The organism is Blastocatellia bacterium (assembly GCA_025055075.1).
Lineage (GTDB): Bacteria > Acidobacteriota > Blastocatellia > HR10 > HR10 > HR10.
The window spans coordinates 17,316-37,667 of sequence record JANWYV010000053.1; the positions used below are offsets into that span (position 1 = coordinate 17,316).

General features: G+C 61.4%; 18 protein-coding genes. 9 read left to right on the plus strand and 9 right to left on the minus strand.

Going from position 1 to position 20,352, the window contains the following annotated elements; translation table 11 throughout:
- Positions 1-26: 26 nt before the first annotated feature.
- Genes NZ746_11760 through NZ746_11770 form a run of 3 tightly spaced genes read left to right on the plus strand, consistent with a single transcriptional unit; the run spans position 27 to position 4,847 of the window.
- Complete coding sequence (locus NZ746_11760; GenBank protein ID MCS6818030.1) at positions 27-2,891, plus strand: TonB-dependent receptor; 2,865 nt, start codon at positions 27-29, stop codon at positions 2,889-2,891.
- A 25-nt stretch (positions 2,892-2,916) separates the two neighbouring features.
- On the plus strand, positions 2,917-4,197 hold the full coding sequence (locus NZ746_11765; protein MCS6818031.1) for a hypothetical protein: 1,281 nt from the start codon (positions 2,917-2,919) through the stop codon (positions 4,195-4,197).
- Positions 4,198-4,220: 23 nt separating this feature from the next.
- Positions 4,221-4,847, plus strand: coding sequence for a hypothetical protein (locus tag NZ746_11770; protein MCS6818032.1), 627 nt, complete (start codon positions 4,221-4,223; stop codon positions 4,845-4,847).
- Positions 4,848-4,998: 151 nt separating this feature from the next.
- Here the strand turns inward: NZ746_11770 and NZ746_11775 are convergent, their stop codons facing one another.
- From NZ746_11775 to serS, 9 genes are all read right to left on the minus strand, one after another.
- The gene (locus tag NZ746_11775; GenBank protein ID MCS6818033.1) at positions 4,999-5,412 is read right to left on the minus strand and encodes a hypothetical protein; all 414 of its coding nucleotides are present in this window, start codon (positions 5,410-5,412) and stop codon (positions 4,999-5,001) included.
- 144 nt (positions 5,413-5,556) lie between these two features.
- The gene (locus tag NZ746_11780) at positions 5,557-5,721 is read right to left on the minus strand and encodes a hypothetical protein (GenBank protein ID MCS6818034.1); all 165 of its coding nucleotides are present in this window, start codon (positions 5,719-5,721) and stop codon (positions 5,557-5,559) included.
- On the minus strand, positions 5,722-6,282 hold the full coding sequence (locus tag NZ746_11785) for a hypothetical protein (protein MCS6818035.1): 561 nt from the start codon (positions 6,280-6,282) through the stop codon (positions 5,722-5,724). It abuts the gene before it with no gap.
- Between the two features lie 66 nt (positions 6,283-6,348).
- Positions 6,349-7,278 (minus strand): dihydroorotate dehydrogenase, encoded by a 930-nt coding sequence (locus tag NZ746_11790; GenBank protein ID MCS6818036.1) that lies wholly within the window; start codon positions 7,276-7,278, stop codon positions 6,349-6,351.
- A complete protein-coding gene (locus NZ746_11795; protein ID MCS6818037.1) occupies positions 7,268-8,092 on the minus strand; it encodes a dihydroorotate dehydrogenase electron transfer subunit in 825 nt (274 codons plus the stop codon). The genes NZ746_11790 and NZ746_11795 overlap by 11 nt, the downstream gene beginning before the upstream one ends.
- Positions 8,093-8,135: 43 nt before the next feature.
- A complete protein-coding gene (locus NZ746_11800) occupies positions 8,136-9,185 on the minus strand; it encodes a peptidyl-prolyl cis-trans isomerase (protein ID MCS6818038.1) in 1,050 nt (349 codons plus the stop codon).
- 14 nt (positions 9,186-9,199) lie between these two features.
- Complete coding sequence (gene mfd, locus NZ746_11805) at positions 9,200-12,820, minus strand: transcription-repair coupling factor (GenBank protein ID MCS6818039.1); 3,621 nt, start codon at positions 12,818-12,820, stop codon at positions 9,200-9,202.
- A gap of 6 nt (positions 12,821-12,826) precedes the next feature.
- Positions 12,827-13,303, minus strand: coding sequence for a D-glycero-beta-D-manno-heptose 1-phosphate adenylyltransferase (gene rfaE2 / locus NZ746_11810; protein MCS6818040.1), 477 nt, complete (start codon positions 13,301-13,303; stop codon positions 12,827-12,829).
- An 18-nt stretch (positions 13,304-13,321) separates the two neighbouring features.
- Positions 13,322-14,692 (minus strand): serine--tRNA ligase, encoded by a 1,371-nt coding sequence (gene serS, locus NZ746_11815; GenBank protein ID MCS6818041.1) that lies wholly within the window; start codon positions 14,690-14,692, stop codon positions 13,322-13,324.
- 129 nt (positions 14,693-14,821) lie between these two features.
- Between serS and galU the strand changes: the two genes are divergently transcribed.
- The 6 genes from galU (at position 14,822) to NZ746_11845 (ending at position 20,343) form a co-directional block, all read left to right on the plus strand.
- Positions 14,822-15,697 (plus strand): UTP--glucose-1-phosphate uridylyltransferase GalU, encoded by an 876-nt coding sequence (gene galU, locus NZ746_11820; protein ID MCS6818042.1) that lies wholly within the window; start codon positions 14,822-14,824, stop codon positions 15,695-15,697.
- Positions 15,697-16,476, plus strand: coding sequence for a Fic family protein (locus tag NZ746_11825; GenBank protein MCS6818043.1), 780 nt, complete (start codon positions 15,697-15,699; stop codon positions 16,474-16,476). The genes galU and NZ746_11825 overlap by 1 nt, the downstream gene beginning before the upstream one ends.
- 3 nt (positions 16,477-16,479) lie before the next feature.
- Positions 16,480-18,489: a ribonuclease catalytic domain-containing protein gene (locus NZ746_11830; protein MCS6818044.1), complete on the plus strand. Its 2,010-nt coding sequence runs from the start codon at positions 16,480-16,482 to the stop codon at positions 18,487-18,489.
- A 21-nt stretch (positions 18,490-18,510) separates the two neighbouring features.
- Positions 18,511-18,942: a heme-binding protein gene (locus NZ746_11835; GenBank protein MCS6818045.1), complete on the plus strand. Its 432-nt coding sequence runs from the start codon at positions 18,511-18,513 to the stop codon at positions 18,940-18,942.
- Positions 18,943-19,045: 103 nt separating this feature from the next.
- Entirely contained in the window at positions 19,046-19,741 is a 696-nt protein-coding gene (locus tag NZ746_11840; protein MCS6818046.1) for a YggS family pyridoxal phosphate-dependent enzyme, read from the plus strand.
- Entirely contained in the window at positions 19,738-20,343 is a 606-nt protein-coding gene (locus tag NZ746_11845; GenBank protein MCS6818047.1) for a YggT family protein, read from the plus strand. The genes NZ746_11840 and NZ746_11845 overlap by 4 nt, the downstream gene beginning before the upstream one ends.
- The last annotated feature ends 9 nt before the right edge of the window (positions 20,344-20,352 follow it).

Below are 20,352 nucleotides of genomic sequence, written 5' to 3' on the forward strand. Positions count from 1 at the left end.
TGATGAAGGCACAAGGAGGCGGATGCATGAAGGGATTGGGACCAATCGCGTTCATCCTTGGGATGCTCATCTCCACAATCCCCACCATGGCTCAAGAAGTCCGCTCCTCGAACGCAAGGGGACAGGGATCCCAGGGAACGATTTTGGGCGTCGTCATAGACCTGCAGACGAACCGGCCATTGCCGGAAGTCCTCGTCCGCGTGGCCGGCCTATCGGTGGAGGTTCGAACGGACGCCGAAGGGAATTTTCGTCTCCTGCTTCCGCCGGGGACATATGAGCTGCGCATTTGGCGCGATGGGTACAGAGAGGAGGTTGTTCCCGCCGTTGAAGTGCGAGCAGGAGATGTGACCTCGATCGACATCGCGTTGAGCCCAGCCGACCTGAAGCTCGGAGAGATTGAAGTCCGGGCGGGGGATGGGGATGCGCGTCTTGCGCTGCTGGAGGAGCGAAAGGCCGCAGCCGTTGTGAGCGACGCCATCAGTGCGGCGGAGATGGTGCGCGATGTGAAATCTGATACGGCTTCGGTGCTCTCCCGCTTGGTCGGTTTGTCCGTAGTGCAGAACAAATACGTTTACGTGCGCGGCTTGGGAGAGCGCTACAGTCAGACGATGCTCGGAGAGGCCATGCTGCCGACGACCGAACCAGATCGTCGGGTCGTTCCCATGGACTTGATCCCAGCCAACTTGCTTCAAGAAGTTCGTGTCTTGAAGTCGTTCACTCCGGATCAACCGGGAGAGTTCTCCGGGGGAGTTGTGAAACTTCGGACCTTGGATTTCCCGCCTTCGGGGACGCTCAAGATCGGGTACTCGATAGGCGGCAACTCCCAGACGAGCTTCAAGCCTTTCGGGACGTATCCCGGAGGACGATGGGATTGGCTCGGCTTTGGTCAAAGCACTCGACGATTGCCAGCCATCATCCCCGATCAAGCGGTGATTCCTGGGCGATTCTCTTCAACGGAGCTACAGGCGTTCGGTCGTGCTTTTCGGAACATCTGGGAACCTCGGCATCATCGAGCAGCCCCCAATCAGGGGATCAACCTCTCCGGAGGAGGGAGCTGGGGGCGGTGGGGCATCGTCGGTGGCCTCAGCTTCAGCAATACTCTCCATACGCAGCGTGAGGATCGCATCTTTTACATCCTCGGTGCCGAAAGGCGTCCCATTCCGCGGAGCATCTTCGCGGACTCGGAGTTCTTGCGACGACATGGGCTGCTCTCGCGCGTGCGAGAGGTGATGCCTGAAGGCCTGGATTTGAATCTCCTGCAGGGGTACACATCCAGCACTCAAACGGCGCGCCTTGGAGGGCTGACTTCTGTCGCCTATCAGCTCACCTCGCAACACAAGCTCATGTTCCGGTCATTCTACGCGCACGATGGCACGGATCAAACGCGCATCTACCAGGGATGGTACGAGAGCCGATTCACCGTCATTCGCAATTACCGATTGCGCTTCACCGAGGAAGAGATCGCCTCGGGGCAACTCGCCGGAGAGCATGTCTTCCCCAGCCTCGGCAACAGCCTTCTCGCATGGCGATGGACCTATTCGCGCGCTCGTTTGGATGAGCCGGATGCGCGCGAGGTCATTTACGAGTTCGATCCGGGGCGACAGCGATTTCGCTTCTTCAGCCAGCTGCAGAGCGGGCTCCGGTTGTTCAACCGGATGAGGGAGAATCTGCGAGAGCCAGCCGTGGATTGGAGCACCTTCTTCTTCGCGCGGGGATTCACGCTCGCGCTCAAAGCGGGGGCTTCCTATAGCAATCGCGATCGCGCGTTTCTCTCCCGCCGATTTCGATTCATCGCTCGGCGGTTGCGGGGGATAGACGTCTTCCTCCCGCCGGAGCAGCTCCTTGCGCCCGAGAATATTCGGCCCGACGGATTCGAGCTATTCGAGGAGACGCGCCCGACGGACGCCTATGCCGCGACGCATGATATCGCCGCCGGATACGTGATGGGTGATCTAACGTTCAAAAGATGGCGCCTCATCCTGGGCGGACGCGTGGAAGATTCCGATCAGCTCGTCCAAACGTTCAATCCCTTCAACCGCACCCTGAATCCGGTCGAGGCGGGGCAAAAGATTCGGGATGTCCTCCCCAGCATGGGCCTCGTGCTCGCGCTCACACCTCAGATGAACGTGCGTTTGGGCTGGAGTCAGACGGTCGCACGTCCGCACTTCCGCGAGTTGAGCCCATACGAATATACGGATGTGACAGGCGGGCCCTCGGCGCGAGGGAATCCCGATCTCCGGCGGACGCGCATTCGGAATTTCGACCTACGGTGGGAGTGGATCCGCCCCCCCGAGGTGTTCGCCGTGAGCTTTTTCCTCAAGCGCATGACCGATCCCATCGAACCGGTGATCGAGCCCTCCAATGAGACGACGATCGTCTCCTTCCGAAATGTGGCCGGGGCACGTAATGCGGGTTTTGAGGTTGAGGTGCGCCGAGGGCTCGGATTCTTGGGACCTTCTTGGCAAAGAGTGGGAGTGTTGGGAAACTACACCTACGTGCGTTCGCGGGTGACAATCGGACGGCAGCAATTGAACGTCCTCACCTCCTTGCGACGTCCGTTGGTTGGACAGTCACAGCATCTCTTCAACGCCGCTCTCGATTATGAGATCCCACGCATAAGCGCGTATGCGCGTCTGCTCGCGCAGTATGTCGGGCAGCGCTTGAGCGAGGTCGGCGCCTATGGGTTGGCCGACATCGTTCAAGATGGGTATCCCACTCTCGATTTCATCTTCGCTAAACAGTTCTTGGGCGAGGCGAAACGGATGGAGATCAAAGTCTCGCTCGAGAATCTGCTCAATCGCACGATCCGATTCCATCAGGGATCGGATCCCTATTGGTTCTATCGCCGAGGCCGGACGATCCAGATCGGCCTCTCGTATCGAATCCGCTGACAATTCCCCACAAAGGAGGAGGCGTATGACACGACGAAGAGAAATCTGGAGGAAGGGCGCAGCCGCTGGACTGGCCGTCCTCTGGTTCACGGTCGCCCTTCCCATCGCGGCTCAACAAAGAGAGCAGGTGATCGTGCAAGGCGACATCACATCCAATCGCACGTGGACCCCGGATAAGGAGTACATCCTGAGCGGAGCTGTCTTCGTGCGCGCGGGCGCGACGCTGACGATTCTCCCCGGCACGGTCATCAAAGGCCTAGATCGGAGCTTCCTGGTCATCGATCGCGGGGCGAAACTCATCGCTGAGGGAACGCCCTCGTCTCCCATCGTCTTCACGAGCGCGCAGCCAAGGAGACAGCGCAGCCCTCGGGATTGGGGAGGCGTGTGGATCAATGGCCGCGCCCCCATCAATGCGCCCGGGGGAGAGGAGCAGGGGGAGGCTGGGTTGACAGGCGTGTATGGCGGCAACGATCCCAATGACAGCAGCGGCGTGATCCGCTATGTTCGGATCGAGTTCGCCGGATTCCCCGTCGCTCCCGATCGTGAGCTGAATAACTTCACGCTCGCCGGCGTCGGCGCTGGGACAATTGTGGACCACGTTCACGTCAATCGCGGGGCCGATGATGGGATCGAGTTTTTCGGCGGCACGGTGAATGTGAAGTATGTCCTCGTCACTGGGCCAGGCGATGACGGTTTCGATTGGCAGACGGGATGGACGGGGAAGGCGCAGTTTGTCGTCGTTCAGCAAGATGGGGAAGTAGATCCAGCCGCCGATCGCGGCATCGAGGCGGACAACAACGAGAACGACAACAACCTGCTGCCGCGCTCGAATCCCACGATCTATAACGTCACCCTGGTCGGAGATCCTCGCCCGCAGACAGGCGGTGGCGCGGGCATTGTGCTGCGACGAGGGACAGCGGGAACGCTCCGCAATCTCATCGTCGTCGGGTTCAAGCGCGCGGGACTCGACATCCAGGGAAGCATCAGCCAGACGCTCGCTCAACGTGGGGAGCTGGTGGTCTCTCATGCGATCTTCTTCGAGAACGGGCCGAACTTCGCTTCCGGCGCGACGAGCAGCCTTGTCAGCAACTTCGCGCACATTGTGACCGCTGATCCCAAGCTCCGTGACCCCTTCAATCTCGATGATCCCGATTTCCGACCGGCAGATGATTCTCCCGCTCTCGATCGAGCTCGCGTGGCTTCTCCTCCGAACGATGGGTTCTTCGAGCCAGTGTATTTCCTGGGGGGAGTTAATCCGCAGAACGACTGGACGAAGGCCAAGTGGATCGTGATCGCTCGAGATTGACCTGAAAGGGGAGCGCACGCCGTATGGGAAGGCACCGACAGAGTCACGTACAGCGCGCGCGTTCAATCGAACAAGGAGTGCGCTCCCCACTGATCGTGCGCTTCCTGCGAAGCCGCACGGGCATTGTGTGGGGCATCGGACTCCTTTTGGGCGCATTCGTTGTGCTGTTTGGATCACGTCTCTGGCTTTCATCGAACGCGCGAATCGAAAGCGCCGCCCTTGTGCTCCCCTCCATACCCAGTGAATCGCGTCCCGGAGTTCGAGCGCTCGCCGAGGAGGTCCTTCGCGCTCTCCATCGGCAGGATCGGGCCGCGCTCGAAAGACTCCTCCTCACGAAGGAAGGATTCTGTAATGAGCTTTGGCCCGCGCTACCTCCCACGCCCAATTTGTCTTGCGAGTGGGTCTGGTCCGCGTATGCGCCTCAAAATGCCGAAGGGTTGTATCGTATCCTCCAAGAGCATGGAGGACGAGCATACACGCTCCTTCGGGTGGAACCTCAACGCATCGTCGCCTACGGTGATGTGCGAGTCTATGAGCGCGTGCGCCTGGTCGTGATGGATGAGACCGGACGAGAACGCGCCGTGCGCCTCTTCGGCTCCATTTGCGAAATCCGCGGGACCTTCCGATTATGCAGTTTCATTCTCGATTGAAAGCCCCTCTGGCCATGCGTCCCCAATACATCTTTGCCTCACTCCTTAACCCCGAGCCAGTCCAGTAGGGGGCCCCACCTCGAGCGAAGGGGAGCGGTCCCCATGCCCTCCCCCTCGCTTCATCCATTGAGGGCGCGCGCTCGAGCGAAGATCACGGCGTCGGCTTCACGTCCTGGCTCACGAGATTCTTCAATTCACTCCTCAACCGCTCGATTTCGCGGATCTTCTCTTCGATCCGTTCGAAGAGACTGGCTTGTGCCTTGATCCCTTCGCTGATCAAGAACGCCGCGCTCTCAGAGCGACTCTTGAAGATCCCGGCCTCGACCAACTCGTCAATGCGCCGTAACGATTCGCGATTGACGCGCACCATGAGTGGGAAATCTCTCCCCTGAAGGGCCTTCTCGATCGCTTTAGCGATCGAATCGGGAATCCGCTGTGCGAATTCCCTCACCGATGAGGCGATCTCCTCAAGGGGATCGGGCCGTTCTCCCTCTGTCGCGATCTTCTTCTCGATGGGCTTCCCTTCCTCCTTGCTCTCAATTGTAATTTCCGGCTCCCCTATCATACGACTCCTCCAAAGCACCGATCTCGTCGCGTACGCTGATAGCTTTCACGACTACTGCGCAAGCGCATTACGTCAATCAGGATAGCATGGGAAGGCGCAAGTCGCAAATTGTGCTCAACTCGGGATGCGAGTGGGCAAGACGGTTCAAGAGAACGGATACATGAGCCACCCGATCGCTAAGGCGATACCGAGGAAGGCGAAGAAGGCCTTCACGGCGTAGTGGAGTTGTTCGCGTGGCTCCTCTTTGGTGACGATCGCGAAGACCGTTGAAACGCATAGCGCGAAGAGGACCATGGCCAGCAGATGCATCTACTTCTTCCTCCCCACAGCGATATCGAAGGCATCGAGGACGACGAGGTAATTCAGGAGGCCAGCGACGAGCAAGAAGGTGTTCCCGTACTCGTAGGTCGGGACCTCGGGGTTCGCATCGAATCCCGCTCTGAGGAAGGCGCAAAGCACATAGAGGCCACCGATGCCAGCATTAGCGATGACTGGGAAGATGGAGAGCGGCTCTTCGGGATTGAACGTATAGAGCTTGCCACCGAACAGAAAGAGACCAGCGGCGAACATCCCGAGGATCGCCACGCACAGCAGCATGGCGCGGATCCATCGGCCGAGGACCGCGTGTCCAGCCCCTGGAATCACGAAAGCAACAGCGCAGGCGAGCGTCGCTTTGAGAGCGAGATGCGGGGACCAAGCTTTGACCTCTGGCAAGGAAGCAGGCGAGGCCGGAGGATTGGAGAGCGCAGGAGTCGCAAGCGAGTCGGTCGGAGGATCAGCCTCTTGAGCGTTGGTCACCGAATATTCTCCGCGCTCTTCAGAAGGGGGTATGAGCGATGGGTCAACCGACGAACGCGTTGCGTCTTCCATGTTCCCATCAATCCTGTCTCAGCGTGTTGCACACAAGATGGATTCTAGGCAGGGGCTCCGAGTGTGTCAAGCAAGGCGCTCGTCCATCCGGAGCGAGCCGATGAGCGAGCGAATTGCGGTGATTCGCTGTTGCTGGCAGAACTGCTGAAGACCTTCGATGACCTTGATTGAGACGAGCGGATCGTAATAGTTCGCCGTCCCGATTTGCACGGCCGTTGCGCCGGCGATGAGGAACTCCAAGGCATCCTCAGGGGTCGCAATCCCGCCGATGCCGATGACGGGGATGCGGACGGCGCGAACAATTTGATAGACCATGCGCACAGCGATCGGTTTGATAGCGGGGCCGGAGAGACCACCCATTCCCATCGCCAGTCGAGGGCGGCGCGTGTAGATATCCACCGAGAGGCCGAGGATCGTGTTGATCGCAGAGATGGCATCGGCCCCAGCCGATTCCACTGCGCACGCCACCCGAACGATGTCGCCGGCATTGGGCGAGAGCTTCACGATGATCGGGCGACGGGCGATCCGTTTGCACGCTTCCGTCAGACGAGCGGCCTCATCCGGATCGTTGCCGAACTCCATGCCGCCCGCTTTTACGTTCGGGCAAGAGATGTTCAACTCATATGCGGCGATCCCTTCGGCGTCGTCGAGGATGCGGATGACTTCGAGATACTCCTCGAAGCAGGAGCCGAAGACGTTGGCGATGATGTGCGTCTGGAATTGGCGCAAGAGAGGGAGTTTCTCGGCGACGAAGGCGCGAACGCCGATGTTCTGTAGGCCGATGGAATTGAGCATACCGCCGTGTGTCTCAACGATTCGGGGCGGAGGATTCCCTTCCAGCGGTTCAAGTGAGAGCCCTTTGGTGCAGATTCCGCCCAACCGCCCGAGATCGAACCATTGAGCGAATTCTATCCCATAGCCGAAGGTGCCGCTGGCGGTGAGGACCGGATTCTTGAAACGCAGTCCGGCGATTTCGACCGAGAGATCACAACTCATCCCAGATGACCTCCTCCGCTCGGAAGACCGGACCTTCGATGCAAGCGCGGCGATAGTGAGGCGCGCGATCCGAGGCGAATTGCGTCTTGACGGCGCAGCCCAGACAAACGCCGAATCCGCAGGCCATGCGGGCTTCGAGCGAAACGTAAGCTGGCAGCTCCCACCGTGCGGCGATCTCAGCCACGCGTCGCAACATTGGCGTGGGGCCGCACGCGTAGAGGACGGCGCGGCGCGGACGCGCGCGCTCCAAATCAGCCTCAAGAGCTTCGGTCACCAGTCCCCGGACTCCTTGCGAGCCATCTTCCGTGGCCAGCGTGATCGCTTCTGGCTTCAACACGCGCGCGAAGTCCTCCAGGAAAGGGAAAGGGATCCCTGGCTCGACCGTTGGTTCGCCGTGGAAGAGTCGAATCGGCCTTTTGTCACGCGCCAAGGCTTCGGCCAAAAGATAGAGGGCCGGGAGGCCGATCCCACCCGAGACGAGGATCGCTTCGGCTTCCGGATTCTCGCCCGTGGGGAAGCCGTTACCCAATGGGCCCAACATCTCCAGCTCATCACCCGGACGTTGGCGACTGAGCAGCGCGGTCCCGCGTCCGAGGACTTTGTAGAGGAATTCCAGGTGCACGCCCTCGGCGTGCTCCTCCATGCGATAGATGACGAGCGGGCGCCTCCAGATCGGCTCCCACTGATCGCGCGCGCGCATCATGACGAACTGACCAGGGCGCGCTGCGAAGGCTTCCGAGAGATGAACCCGCAAACGCCAATAGGTAGGCGTCTCCGGCGCATTACTGAGGATGCGAACGCGATGATCTCTCATCATGGCTCGAGCGGTGGTCCTATGAGTTGAAGCGGGAGCGAGTTCATTGAGGCTTCTTCGGATTCGCCGTCGTCGTCTCAGCGGCCGCGTATTGCTCGCGGTAAGCGGGAGCGATCCAGATGTAAGCATCGCGACGGAGCGTCTCGATATACTCGCGAATGGCCCCCTCGGCGCGTTGTTGTGCCAGGCGCATTTGGATCTGGCGTTTCAGTTCGGCATCGAGCGGGCGAACGCGCGCCTCCTGCCGTTCGGTCACCTTCAAGAGTTGGAAGCCATCGGGCAGCTCAATGGGAGGCGAGACATCGCCTACTTTCAGTCCCTCAATAGCCTTGGCTTGGGCATCGCCCAAAGTGCGCCGGGGACCAAGCGTGAACGTCCCGATGTCACCCTTATTGCGAGCCGAAGGACGCGCGGAATACTGAACGGCGAGATCCCCGAAGTCGGCTCCCGCTTTCAACTTCTCTTGAATCTCGCGCACGATCGCGAGCGCCTGCTCGCGCGAGCGGCCCTGCGTGCTGATGAAGATCTCGCTCAGGCGAACGGTCTCCGGTTCCGTGAACTCCTCGCGATGCTGTTGATAGTACTGTTCGACATCGCGATCGAAGATGTTTTGGAAGATGCGGCTGTAGACCTCGCGAGCGAGGACAGCTTCGCGAAGGAAGCGCAGGCGAAGCGTCTGTCGAACTTGATCGGGATCGAGACCGGCTTCCGCCAAACGCTTCTCCACTTCGGCCGGTGGGATACCTTGCTGTCGGCCCCAGTTGAGGAGGAATTCGTTGATCTGCGTCTCGACGGTGATGCCGAGTTCGTTGGCGCGCTGGACGAGGAGCTGATTGTCGATCAACTGTTGCAGAAGGGTCTTGGAAGCCTCGCGATACGCGCGCTCCAACTCTTCTCCTCTGAGGCCCTGCTGCTCCAATTCCTGTCGCAGCTCGGCTTGCGCGCGGCGCAATGCCGAGAGGGTAATGATGTCGCTGTTGATGCGCGCGACGATCTCATCCACGAGGACCGGTTCGTCCTGGCCTCGAGGGAGAGGAGGAGCGAGGAACCAAAGGAGGAATCCGAGGAGACCGGCTATCCCGTATCGTTTCATGTGCTCGCGTCCGCTCAGTGTTTTCGCTCCCCCTTCGTTGTGTCGGCGCTTGCGGCGCTTCCTTCTCGCTGCGATGGGGAATTGTACGTCGCCTCCTGCAGCTGGAGCAAGTCGTCGCGAAGCTGAAGGAGGAGCGTTCGTTCATCGGGCGCTGAGAGGTCATACCGCAGCGTGCCCTCAGGGGTGAATTCCGCCGAAGGATGCGCGGCGAGGAAAGTCCGACAGCATTCCGGGCTCAAGCGATCGGGATCGGCGAACTGGATGAGAATGCGTGAGCCTTCGCGCTCGATGGCGCGCACGCGCAGCGAGAGGGCCGCGTTTCGAATCGAGCCAAGGAGCAGGAGGCGTTCGACCTCAGGAGGTAGCGGCCCATATCGGTCCACTAGCTCCTCGCGCAACTCGGCGAGTTTCGCTTCAGTGCGAGCGGCCGCCAGGCGCTTGTAGACGTGCAAGCGCTGACTCATATCGGCGATATAGGTCTCCGGGATGCGGATAGGGAGGCGGAGGTTGATCTGCGGGACGATCTCCTCCTCGATCTTCTCGCCGCGCAGCTCGCGGATCGCGCGTTCGAGAAGCTGACAGTACAGCTCGAAGCCGAGCGCATTGAGATGTCCCGACTGCTCGGGCCCGAGCAAATTCCCGGCACCGCGCAATTCGAGATCGAGAGCCGCGAGGCGAAAGCCCGAGCCCAGGTCGGAGAATTCCTTGAGGGCGGCCAATCGCCGACGCGCGACCGAGCTGAGCGTGGCCTCCGGAGGGATAAGCAAATACGCATAGGCGAGGCGATTGGACCGACCGACGCGCCCACGCAGTTGGTAGAGGTCGGCCAAGCCGAAGCGCTCGGCCATGTTGATCAAGATCGTGTTCGCTTGCGGGATGTCAATGCCGTTCTCGATGATCGTCGTCGTGACGAGGACATCCAGCTCCTGGCGGACGAAGCGCAAGACCGTGCGCTCCAATTCGCGCTCCGAGAGCCGACCGTGCGCGACGCCGACGCGCGCATGGGGGACGAGTTGGCGGATGAGATGCGCGATCTCGTGGATCGTCTCAATGTCGTTGTGGACGAAGAAGACCTGCCCGCCGCGTTGCAATTCGCGCTCGATGGCGCTGCGAATGATCGCCGAAGAGAAGGGGACGATCGCGGTCTGCACAGCCAACCGATCCGGCGGAGGGGTCTGAATGACGGAGAGATCGCGCAGTCCGGTGAGCGCCATGTAGAGCGTGCGAGGGATCGGCGTCGCTGTGAGCGTGAGCACATCCACGCGGCGTCGCAGTTGTTTCAGTTGCTCCTTATGTCGGACGCCGAACCGTTGCTCTTCATCAATGATCACCAGGCCGAGGTCGCGGAAGCGCACATCGCGGCCGAGCAGACGATGGGTCCCGATGACGATATCCACCGTTCCCTCCTCCAGGCCTCGGAGCGTGCGCGCGATCTCGGCACGGGAGCAGAATCGGGAGAGCTGCGCGATGGTGATGGGGAACGCGGCGAAGCGGCGCGTGAACGTGCGGTAGTGCTGCTCGACCAAGACCGTCGTGGGAGCGAGCACGGCCACTTGCTTGCCGTCCATGACGGCCTTGAAAGCCGCGCGCATAGCGACTTCCGTCTTGCCGAATCCGACGTCCCCGCATAGGAGCCGATCCATCGGGACCGGACGTTCCATGTCGCGCTTGATCTCTTCGAGCGCGCGGGCCTGATCGGGGGTCAGTTCATACTCGAAGCTGGCCTCGAACTCGGCCTGCCAAGGGGTATCGGGACTGAAGGCGTGTCCGGGGATGAGCTTGCGCTCGGCATAGAGCTTGAGCAACTCTTCGGCCAGATCTCGCATGGCGCGCACTGCGCGCGCTTTCGTACGAAGCCAGGTCGTTCCACCCAACCGATCCAGGCGTGGTGGTCCTCCGTCAGCGCCCACGTATTTCTGCACCAGGTCCAATCGCTCCACCGGCACGTAGAGTCGCGCGTCGTCGGCATAGCGAAGCAGCAAGAAATCGTGCGGCGTGCCCTCGGGCGTCCTCAATTGGACGAGCCCCTCGAATTGTCCGATCCCATGGTCCACGTGCACGAGATAATCGCCCGGCTTGAGGTCCTTGAAATCTGAGAGGAAGGCTGCCGAAGGCCGCTCCCGACTCGGCGATGGCCTCGCGGCTTCTGGCTCTTCGCGAAGCAGGTCATGTTGGCTGAAGACGGAGACTCCGAGCGCAGGCAAATGGAATCCCGAGCGCAGATGCCCGACGAGAATGAAAAGAGGCCATCGCGGAAGATGATCGCCGGGGGCGATCGCCGGACCGCTCGTTGAAGGGAACATGTCCACCGGTACGTCATGTTCGGTGAAGAGCTTGAGGAAGTGTTCGGCGAGCGATTTCGATCGCGCGATGAGGAACGTGAGCGCGCCGGGCTGCGGCGTCAGGACCTTCGTCCATTCGATCGTGGGCGTGCGCGCGCCTCTCTCGCTCACCGCGCGGAATTCGATCACAGGAGGAAGCCCGTCTTCCGCCTCCGTGAGGAGCGGCGAGCGTCCGAGCGGATGCAGCTCGATGCGCTGTCGTGCGGTCAAACGCGCGGTCAACTCCATCGGCGTGAGGAAGTAGTGCTCGGGCGGGAGGACAATGCGCCCGTTCTCTCTGGCCGCGTCGTAATGCTCCATCATCGCTTGCCAAAGCTGTTCGACGTAGGTGGGCATTCTCACTGCGTCGTCCACGAGGAAGAAGGCCGAGGGGAGCCACTCGAAGAGCGTGTGCGTCAGCGGACGCGTCAAAGGAATGAGGAATTCCCAGCCTGGGGGCAGATCTCCCGTTTGCGCTGCAATCTGCACGCGCTTACGATCATGCGCAAACTGCGGCTCGGCCCATTCGCGCGCCAGTCGCTCATTCCACCGCTGTAGCTCTTCACGCGAGACGGCGAATTCTCGGAGAGGGATGATGCGCGTGTGGTCGAGCGAGGCGATCGAGCGTTGGGATTCCGGATCGAAAGCGCGAAGCGAAGCGACCTCGTCGCCGAAGAATTCGATGCGTACGGGCGTGGACTCCGACGGCGAGTAGACGTCAAGGATACCGCCGCGCCAACTGAATTGGCCCGGCTCTCGTACCGGGTCCTCGCGCACATAACCCGCTGTCAGCAGCGCGGAGACGAGCGTTTCGGGGGCGATCTCCTCGCCGGGGGCGAGTCGCAGATCGAGGCGTCGAAGATCCTCGGGCGGGAACGTTCGCATCATGAGCGCCTTCGCCTCCACGAGGACGATCGCCGCCTCTCCTTGCGCGAGCATCGTGAGCGCATGAGCGCGCTGTTGCAGTACGGCCGGATGTGGGGAGAGTCCATCAAAAGGTGAGACGTCGAGAGCCGGAAGCAGCACTACGGTCGAAGACGCGTCCTCGCTGAGCACCGACAGGAAGAGACGCACTTCTTCGCCGAGGGCCTGAAGGTCTTCTTCCATCCCGACGAAGACGAGTGGGCGCGCATCTCCCGAGAGGAACCATCGAAGTGCTGCCAAGAAGAAGGCCTTCGCTCCCGAAGCGTGCACGTCAGAAACGGCGAGAACCGGCTCTCCGCGAGCGATCCCTTCTCGCAGAGCGCGCAGAGCGGGATCGGCTCGCAGCCGTCGTCGGAGTTCGTCCCGAGCGTTCTCCTCGTAGCGGCCCATGTGCGCTCAGGAGAGCATGGTGCGAATGCGCTCGATCAATCTCGTCGTGGAATAGCCCTCGTGATACGGCAACGAGAGGACGCGTCCGCCAGCCGCTTCGACTTCCTCGCGGCCGACGATCTCTTCCAAGCGCCAATCGCCGCCTTTGACGAGGACATCGGGCAAGAGAGCGGCGATGAGGGCGCGCGGCGTGAGGTCATCGAAGATAGTGACGTAATCCACGGCTTCCAGAGCGGCGAGCATCTCCGCGCGCTCTCGTTCGGGGAAGATGGGACGGCCTGGGCCTTTCAAGGCGCGAACGGAGGCGTCGCTGTTGATTGCGACGATGAGGACGTCGCCGAGCGCTTTCGCTTGCTGCAGGAACCGGATGTGGCCAGGATGCAGCAGGTCAAAGCAACCGTTGGTGAAGACGACGCGCCGGCCTTCGCGCCGCAGGCGCTCGCGCTCGCGTTCGAGAGCCGGTGGGTCGAGGATCTCCCCCATAGCGAATCTCCGGGCTCATCAGGTCCGACGTGGTTCGAGGACTTCCAAGCCATCCAGATATGGTTGCAAAGCGCGGGGGATGAGCACCGAGCCATCCTTTTGCTGGTGATTCTCCAGCAGAGCGAGCCAAGTCCGCCCAACGGCCAGGCCCGAGCCGTTGAGCGTGTGGACGAACTCAGGGCGCGCTCCCGGATGGCGGCGGAAGCGGATGTTCGCCCGCCGGGCTTGGAACGCTTCGCAATTGGAGCAGGAGGAGATTTCGCGATAGCGCTGTTGGCTGGGAAGCCACACCTCGATATCGTAGGTCTTGGCCGAGGCGAAACCGAGATCACCGGTCGAGAGGACGACGACGCGATAGGGCAACTCCAGCTTCTGCAAGATGCGTTCGGCATCGCGCGTGAGGGCCTCGAGCTCTTCGTAGGAGGACTCGGGCGTGGTGATCTTAACCAACTCGACCTTGTCGAATTGGTGTTGACGGATGAGGCCACGGACGTCGCGCCCATAACTGCCCGCCTCGCTTCGGAAGCACGGCGTGTAGGCCGTTAAGGCAATAGGCAGGGCCTCGCCATCGAGGATCTCGTCGCGATAGAGATTCACCAGAGGCACTTCGGCCGTCGGCACTAACCACAGCCCATTGTCGAACACCTCGCGCACGCGAATGCGGAACTCTTCGCTTTCGGAAGCGCTCGTCTCAGAGAGGCGTTCGACGAGCGAGCGATCTACCGTCCAGAAGAGATCGCCCGCGAATTTCGGGAGTTGCCCCGTGCCCACGAGTGCCTCGGTCTTGACTAAGAACGGGAGCCAAACCTCTCGATATCCATGCTCGCGCGTGTGGACATCGAGCATGAAGTTGATCAAGGCGCGCTCCAATCGAGCGCCTAGGTCCGTGAGGACGGCGAAGCGGGCTCCCGTGATCTTAGCCGCGCGCTCTAGATCCAGGATGCCCAACCGCGTGGCCAGCTCGACATGATCTTTGGGCTCGAAGTCGAACGCGCGCGGGTGTCCCCAACGCCGAATTTCGAGGTTGGCCGTTTCGTCGGGACCAATCGGAACGGAATCATGAGGCAGATTAGGAAGGCTGAGCAAGAGCGCCTCTAGCTCCGCATCGAGTCGAGCGATCTCTGCGTCCAAATGTTTAATCGCCTCGCCGATCTCGCGCACATGTTGACGAAGGGCTTCGGCCCGCTCTCGCTCTCCAGCGCGCATCAGGCGTCCGATCTCCTCGCTCGTGCGATTGCGCTCAGCGCGCAAGGCATCAGCCCGAGCGATCTTCTCGCGCCGTTCGGCATCCAAGCGCTCGAAATCGTGCAAGGCGACCGTAACCCCTCGCCGCGCGAGTTTCTCTCTCACCAGTTCCAAATTCTCTCGGACGAAGCGAATGTCGAGCATTGCACCTTCCTCGGCAACGTGTTACAAATTAGCATAGCTCGACGGGAGCAGCAAATACGGAGAATCGCCATGCTTTGCGCTTAGCAGGGGTGTTGTTCGTCGCGCAGACGGTGGAATTGAGGAGGAGGGATGACGAGGAGGGGGAGAATTCGGAAGGCTGTATTTCCAGCCGCCGGACTCGGGACGCGCTTTTTGCCCGCGACCAAAGCGCAGCCCAAGGAGATGCTGCCGCTGGTGGATAAACCGCTCATTCAATATGCTGTCGAGGAGGCGATTCAGAGCGGGATCGAGCAAATGATCATCGTGACCGGGCGCGGCAAGAACGCCATCGAGGATCATTTCGACATCGCCTTCGAATTGGAGCAGACACTCGAAGAGCGAGGGAGGCATGATCAGGCGGAGGAGATTCGGCGAATCGCGGAGATGACGCGTTTCGCCTACGTGCGACAAAAGAAGGCGTTGGGGTTGGGACATGCGATCTTGGTCGCGCGCGACCTCGTGGATGATGAACCATTCGCCGTCCTGTTGGGCGACGATGTGATTGATGCCCAGACGCCGTGCGTGAAGCAACTGATGGCCGTCTTCGAGCGGTATGCGGCGCCGGTGATCGCCCTTTTGCGGATCGAGGGACCGGAGATCTCCCGCTTCGGCGTTGTGCGAGGCGAACCCATTGGGCCTCGCCTTTATCGGCTTCTGGACATGGTGGAGAAACCCCGGCCCGAGGAAGCGCCTTCCAACCTGGCTATCGTGGGACGGTACATTCTGACGCCCGATATTTTCGAGGAGCTGGAGAGGACGCCACCGGGCGCTGGCGGGGAGATTCAACTCACCGATGCCTTGCGGGCCTTGTTACGACGGCGGCCTGTTTACGGCTACGAGTTCGAGGGCAAGCGTTACGATGCGGGGGACAAATTGGGCTTTCTGATCGCCACGGTTGAGCTGGCGCTCAAACGGGAAGACATCGGGGAAGCGTTTCGAGAATATCTGAGGAGGTTGCCACTCTGATGTTTCGGCTGCCGCAACGACGGCTTCCGGCTTGGGCCCAAGAGGTGGAGGAGGCGCGCGCAGCTTACGATGCGCTCGCACCGCTATCGGCGGAACGGTTGGGAGAGCTGGCTGGATGGCTTCTGTTGGAACAGGTCACTCACGAGATGCGCCTGGACGGGTATCGGTTGGAGCGCGAGCGCTTGCGGGAGCTTCTCCTCGAAGGGAAGATGGCAGAGACTCCTGAGGAGCAGCTTGCGCTCGGCTTCGCGGCTGCCATTCGGCGACTGAGCGCGCACGTCGCCACCGGACTGGAGGAAGGACGCCCGGTCGAGCTGACGCTGGAGTTGCTTCTGGACCTGGCGCGCTTGAGCCTCGGGCGTGCCGAAGGCGCGAAGGAGCTTCTGCGCCATCGGCGCGTGAATCCTCTGTATCCGGAACATGATCCCTGCTCGCCTGAGGAGCTACCGCATCTGTTGCGATTGGCCCTAGAATGGTTCACCGCCGAGAGCTTCGCCGAATTGAATCCCATTGAGCAAGCGGCCTTGGTGCATGTTCGGCTCTTCGACCTCCAACCGTTCGAACGGGCCTCGCAGCGCGTGGCGCGTTTGGCGGCGAACCTCTACACGTTGCGCGCGGGGCTGCCGCCCATCCTCATCCCGGTGGAGGCGACCGCGGCCTACTACGAAGCGTTGCTCTCCGGGCTGCGGATGGCGACCGAACCACTTGTGGAGTTGTTTGCGCGCTTGGTGGCCGGAACACTGCGCACGCTCCGACAGCTCGCTTTGGAGAGCGCGTGAGCGATGGATGGGCGTCGAATCGAAGAGTGCGAGGGGCGGATCGTCGAATTCCTCGACGAGGAGATGCCTCAACTGGGGCTCGTCCTCAAGGCTGGAAAGGAGCGCGTGCACCTTCTGGATGAGCGAGGGCGGGAGAGCTCTGTGTCGGTGGCGCGGGTGTATCTCGTGCACACAGTGAAGCCCATCGAGCGGGGGGAATTCCCACAGCAGCTCGAGACCTTACGGGCGCAGATCGAAGCTCGGCGTCGAGAGGTTGATCTCGATCTCCTATGGGAGGGGGTACGGGGAGAAGAGCGGGAATATACGCTCGCGGAATTGACCGAGCACTATTTCGGCACGGCCTCCGCGATTGAGCAAGCCGCGATGATGCGCGCACTCGTCGAGGATCGCCTTTATTTTCGGCGGCGCGGGGTGCGTTTCATCCCCCGTTCGCCGGAGCAGTTGGAACAAATCCGTCATCAGGAAGCGCAGCGGCAGCAACGCGCGCAGCTCAAAGAGCGGGTAATCAGTTGGTTTCGCTTCGTGCTCACCTCCACGGAGCCGGTGGAAGTGCCCGAGGAATGGACGGGGATACTGGAGCGCGTGGAAGACTTCCTCCTGCGCCGGCAGATGAACGATGTGGCTCGATGGCTCGTGGAAGTGGATGAGGAGCGAACAGCGCGCGATATCGCCTATGAGGTGTTGGTGAAGACGGGACGATTGGAGGCGATGGCCGATCCCTTCCTCATCCTCGCAGGGTTGGACGTGACCTTTCGGACGCGGGCCATCGAAGCCGCTGATCGGTTGATCCCATTCGCCGGAGCTTCGGATCGCGTGGACTTCACGTCGGCATGGACGGTCTCGATTGATGACGAAGAAACCGAGGAGATTGACGACGCCCTCAGTCTGGAGCCAGCGGCCGAGGGATGGCGCCTGGGGATCCACATCGCTGATGTGGCGCACTACGTGCGCAAGGGGGATGCGCTCGATGAAGAGGCAGCGCGGCGCGGAGTGACGGCTTACCTGCCGACGCAGCGCGTGTTGATGTTCCCTGAGCGACTCTCCTGTGATCTGGCGAGCTTGCGACAAGGGGAATTGCGACCGACGCTCAGTCTCGTGCTCAGCGTGGACGAGGAGGGGAGCGTGCGCGAAACGACGCTCGTCCCTGGCATGATCCGCGTCCGATGGCGGCTCAGTTATGAGGGAGCGGACCGGTTGATCGCCGAGGATGAGGGGGAGATGGGCGAGTATTTGCGGCAGCTCTTGCGATGGGCGCGGCAGTGGGCCGACGAGCGGTTTCAGCGGGGCGCTCTTTGGCTGCGGCGTCCCGAGATGAAGGTGCGCGTGCGCGATGGTCAAATTCATGTCAAGCGGCTCGATCCGGGAACGCCCAGCCGTTTCCTGGTGAGCGAGCTGATGGTCTTGATGAATCACGTCGCGGCCGAACACGCGGCCCGTGAGGGCATCCCGATCATCTTTCGGGCGCAGGATCCACCGGCGCATCCCCTCGATGACGAATTGCGCGCGCAATTGCGCGCGGCCTACGATCCCGTTCGCATTGAACAGGTCGTTCGAGGGCTTCAGCGTTCTCGCCTCTCGCTCTCCCCGCAACCGCATGCGGGGCTCGGCCTGAGCGCTTATACCCAGCTGACCTCCCCTATTCGACGCTTCGCCGATCTGGTCGTGCAGCGGCAGATTCGGGCGGCTCTGGTCGGCGAACCCTATCCTTACGAGCGGGAGGAGTTGTTGGAAGTTTTGGCGACAGCGGAGACGGTCGAGCGCGAAATGCGCGCGTTGGAGCAGCGAGCGCAACGCTACTGGCTGCTGGAATATCTCCGGCAGCTTCCGGAAGAGGCGGAGTTAGAAGCTCTCGTCATCAAACGCGTCCGCGAGGGGTATGAGGTCGAATTGACGGAGTGGCTCGTGCGAGCGCTCCTGCGCGCGAACGCGGAGCTGGCTCCCGGGACGCCTCTGCGCGTGAAGCGCGAGCATTGTGATCCGAAATCTGGCCTCTTGCGGGTGCGGATGGTTTGAGTCGTGTGAGGAGGAGGACCGATGATCACGGTTCCGAAACTGACGCTCGAGGATGCCAAGATCATCCTAGAAGGCGCCGAACGCAAGGCGCGCGAGATCGGCGTGCCGATGGACATCGCCGTCGTGGACGATGGGGGGAATCTGCTCGCCTTCTATCGCATGGATGGGGCGAAGATCACCAGCATTGATATCGCCATCAATAAAGCGTTCACGGCGGCGGGAGCGCGCAAGGCGACGCACGAATATGCGGAGATCGCGCAGCCGGGGGGACCGGCCTTTGGCATCCACGTCAGCAACCAAGGTCGGTTCATGATCTTCGGCGGTGGCCTGCCGATCTTCGTGGATGGACAGATCGTCGGCGGCGTCGGCTGCAGCTCGGGAACGCCGGAGCAAGATCGGTTGGTCGCACAAGCCGGCATCGAGGCGTTCTTGGCTTCCCTCGAACGAGGATAACGCTGAGCCTCTCCGTGGAGTCGCGAAGCGCTCGGCGCGCCGAGAGGGCGGGAGAGGGGAAGTTTGCTCTCAGCGCAGCGCGTTTGATATACTGCCCGAAGTGATGTCGGAAGAGATTGCCGAACGCGTCGCGCTCGTGCGCGAGCGGATTCGCCGCGCTGCTGAACGCGCGGGGCGCTCGTCCGAAGAGATCACGCTCGTGGCGGTGACAAAAGGCGTGGAGGTGGAGCGCATTCGCGCAGCGATCGCCGCCGGGCTCACTCATTTTGGCGAGAATCGCGTTCAGGAAGCGGAGCGGAAGATCACCGAAATCCATGCCCCGATCGTCTGGCATTTGGTCGGACATCTGCAATCGAATAAGGCGAGGCGGGCCGTTCAACTCTTCCACGCGATCCATTCGCTCGATAGTCTTCGGTTGGCCGAACGGCTCGATCGCATCGCCGGCGAGTTGGGGCGTACGATCCCTGTCTTGCTGCAGGTGGATCTGGCGGGGGAGCCAACGAAGTTCGGCATCCCCGTGGATCAGCTCATCGAGGTGGCGCGCGGATGTCGTCCTCTGCGGCATCTCAGCGTCCGGGGATTAATGGCCATCCCCCCATACTTTGAGGATCCCGAGCGCGTGCGTCCCTATTTTCGCCGATTGGCCGAATGCTTGCGGGAACTGAACGCGCGGGAGATCTTCGAGCCGCCGCTCCGAGATCTCTCGATGGGCATGAGCCACGATTTCGAAGTCGCCATCGAGGAAGGAGCGACCATGGTCCGCATCGGACGCGCGATCTTCGGAGAACGTCAGCCATGAACGTCGTGGGATTCGTCTTCGAAGCGATCCGGGGATTCCTATGGGTGGTGTTCGCGCTCGCAGTGGGATTGGTCGTGGCGCGAATGGTCGTGGACGGATTGCGCTTGAATCCTTTCGGGTGGTTCCCCTACGTGATCCGACGGTGGAGCGAGCCGTTACTCATGCCCTTGCGGCGCAATCCGCTGGCGTTCACTTCGCGATACGATCTGGCGCCCATCCTCTTCCTCATTCTGGCGATCCTCGTGCTCGCCTTCGGCCTGCATTTCGTGAGCGATGTGCATCGCGCCGTGATTGGGTTCTGGATCGCCGCGCGGTTCTTCGCGCAAGGCGAGCTCGGTCCTGGCGCGCGGCATCTCATCGGGCACGTGCTTTTGCTCGCGCTCTCGGTGGCGATGATCTGCGTCATCTTCGGCGTCGTCTTCTCTTGGATCGGCGTGTATCGCGGGCGACTTGTGCGCTTCATTTGGTGGGGGTTCGAGCGGATCACGACTCCGCTGCGACGGGTGGTGCCTCCACTGGGGATGTTCGATCTGACGCCGCTTGCGGCGTATTTCATCCTCCTGATCCTCTCGTGGATCGTGCAGGTCACGTTCTTCGGATAGCGCGAACGC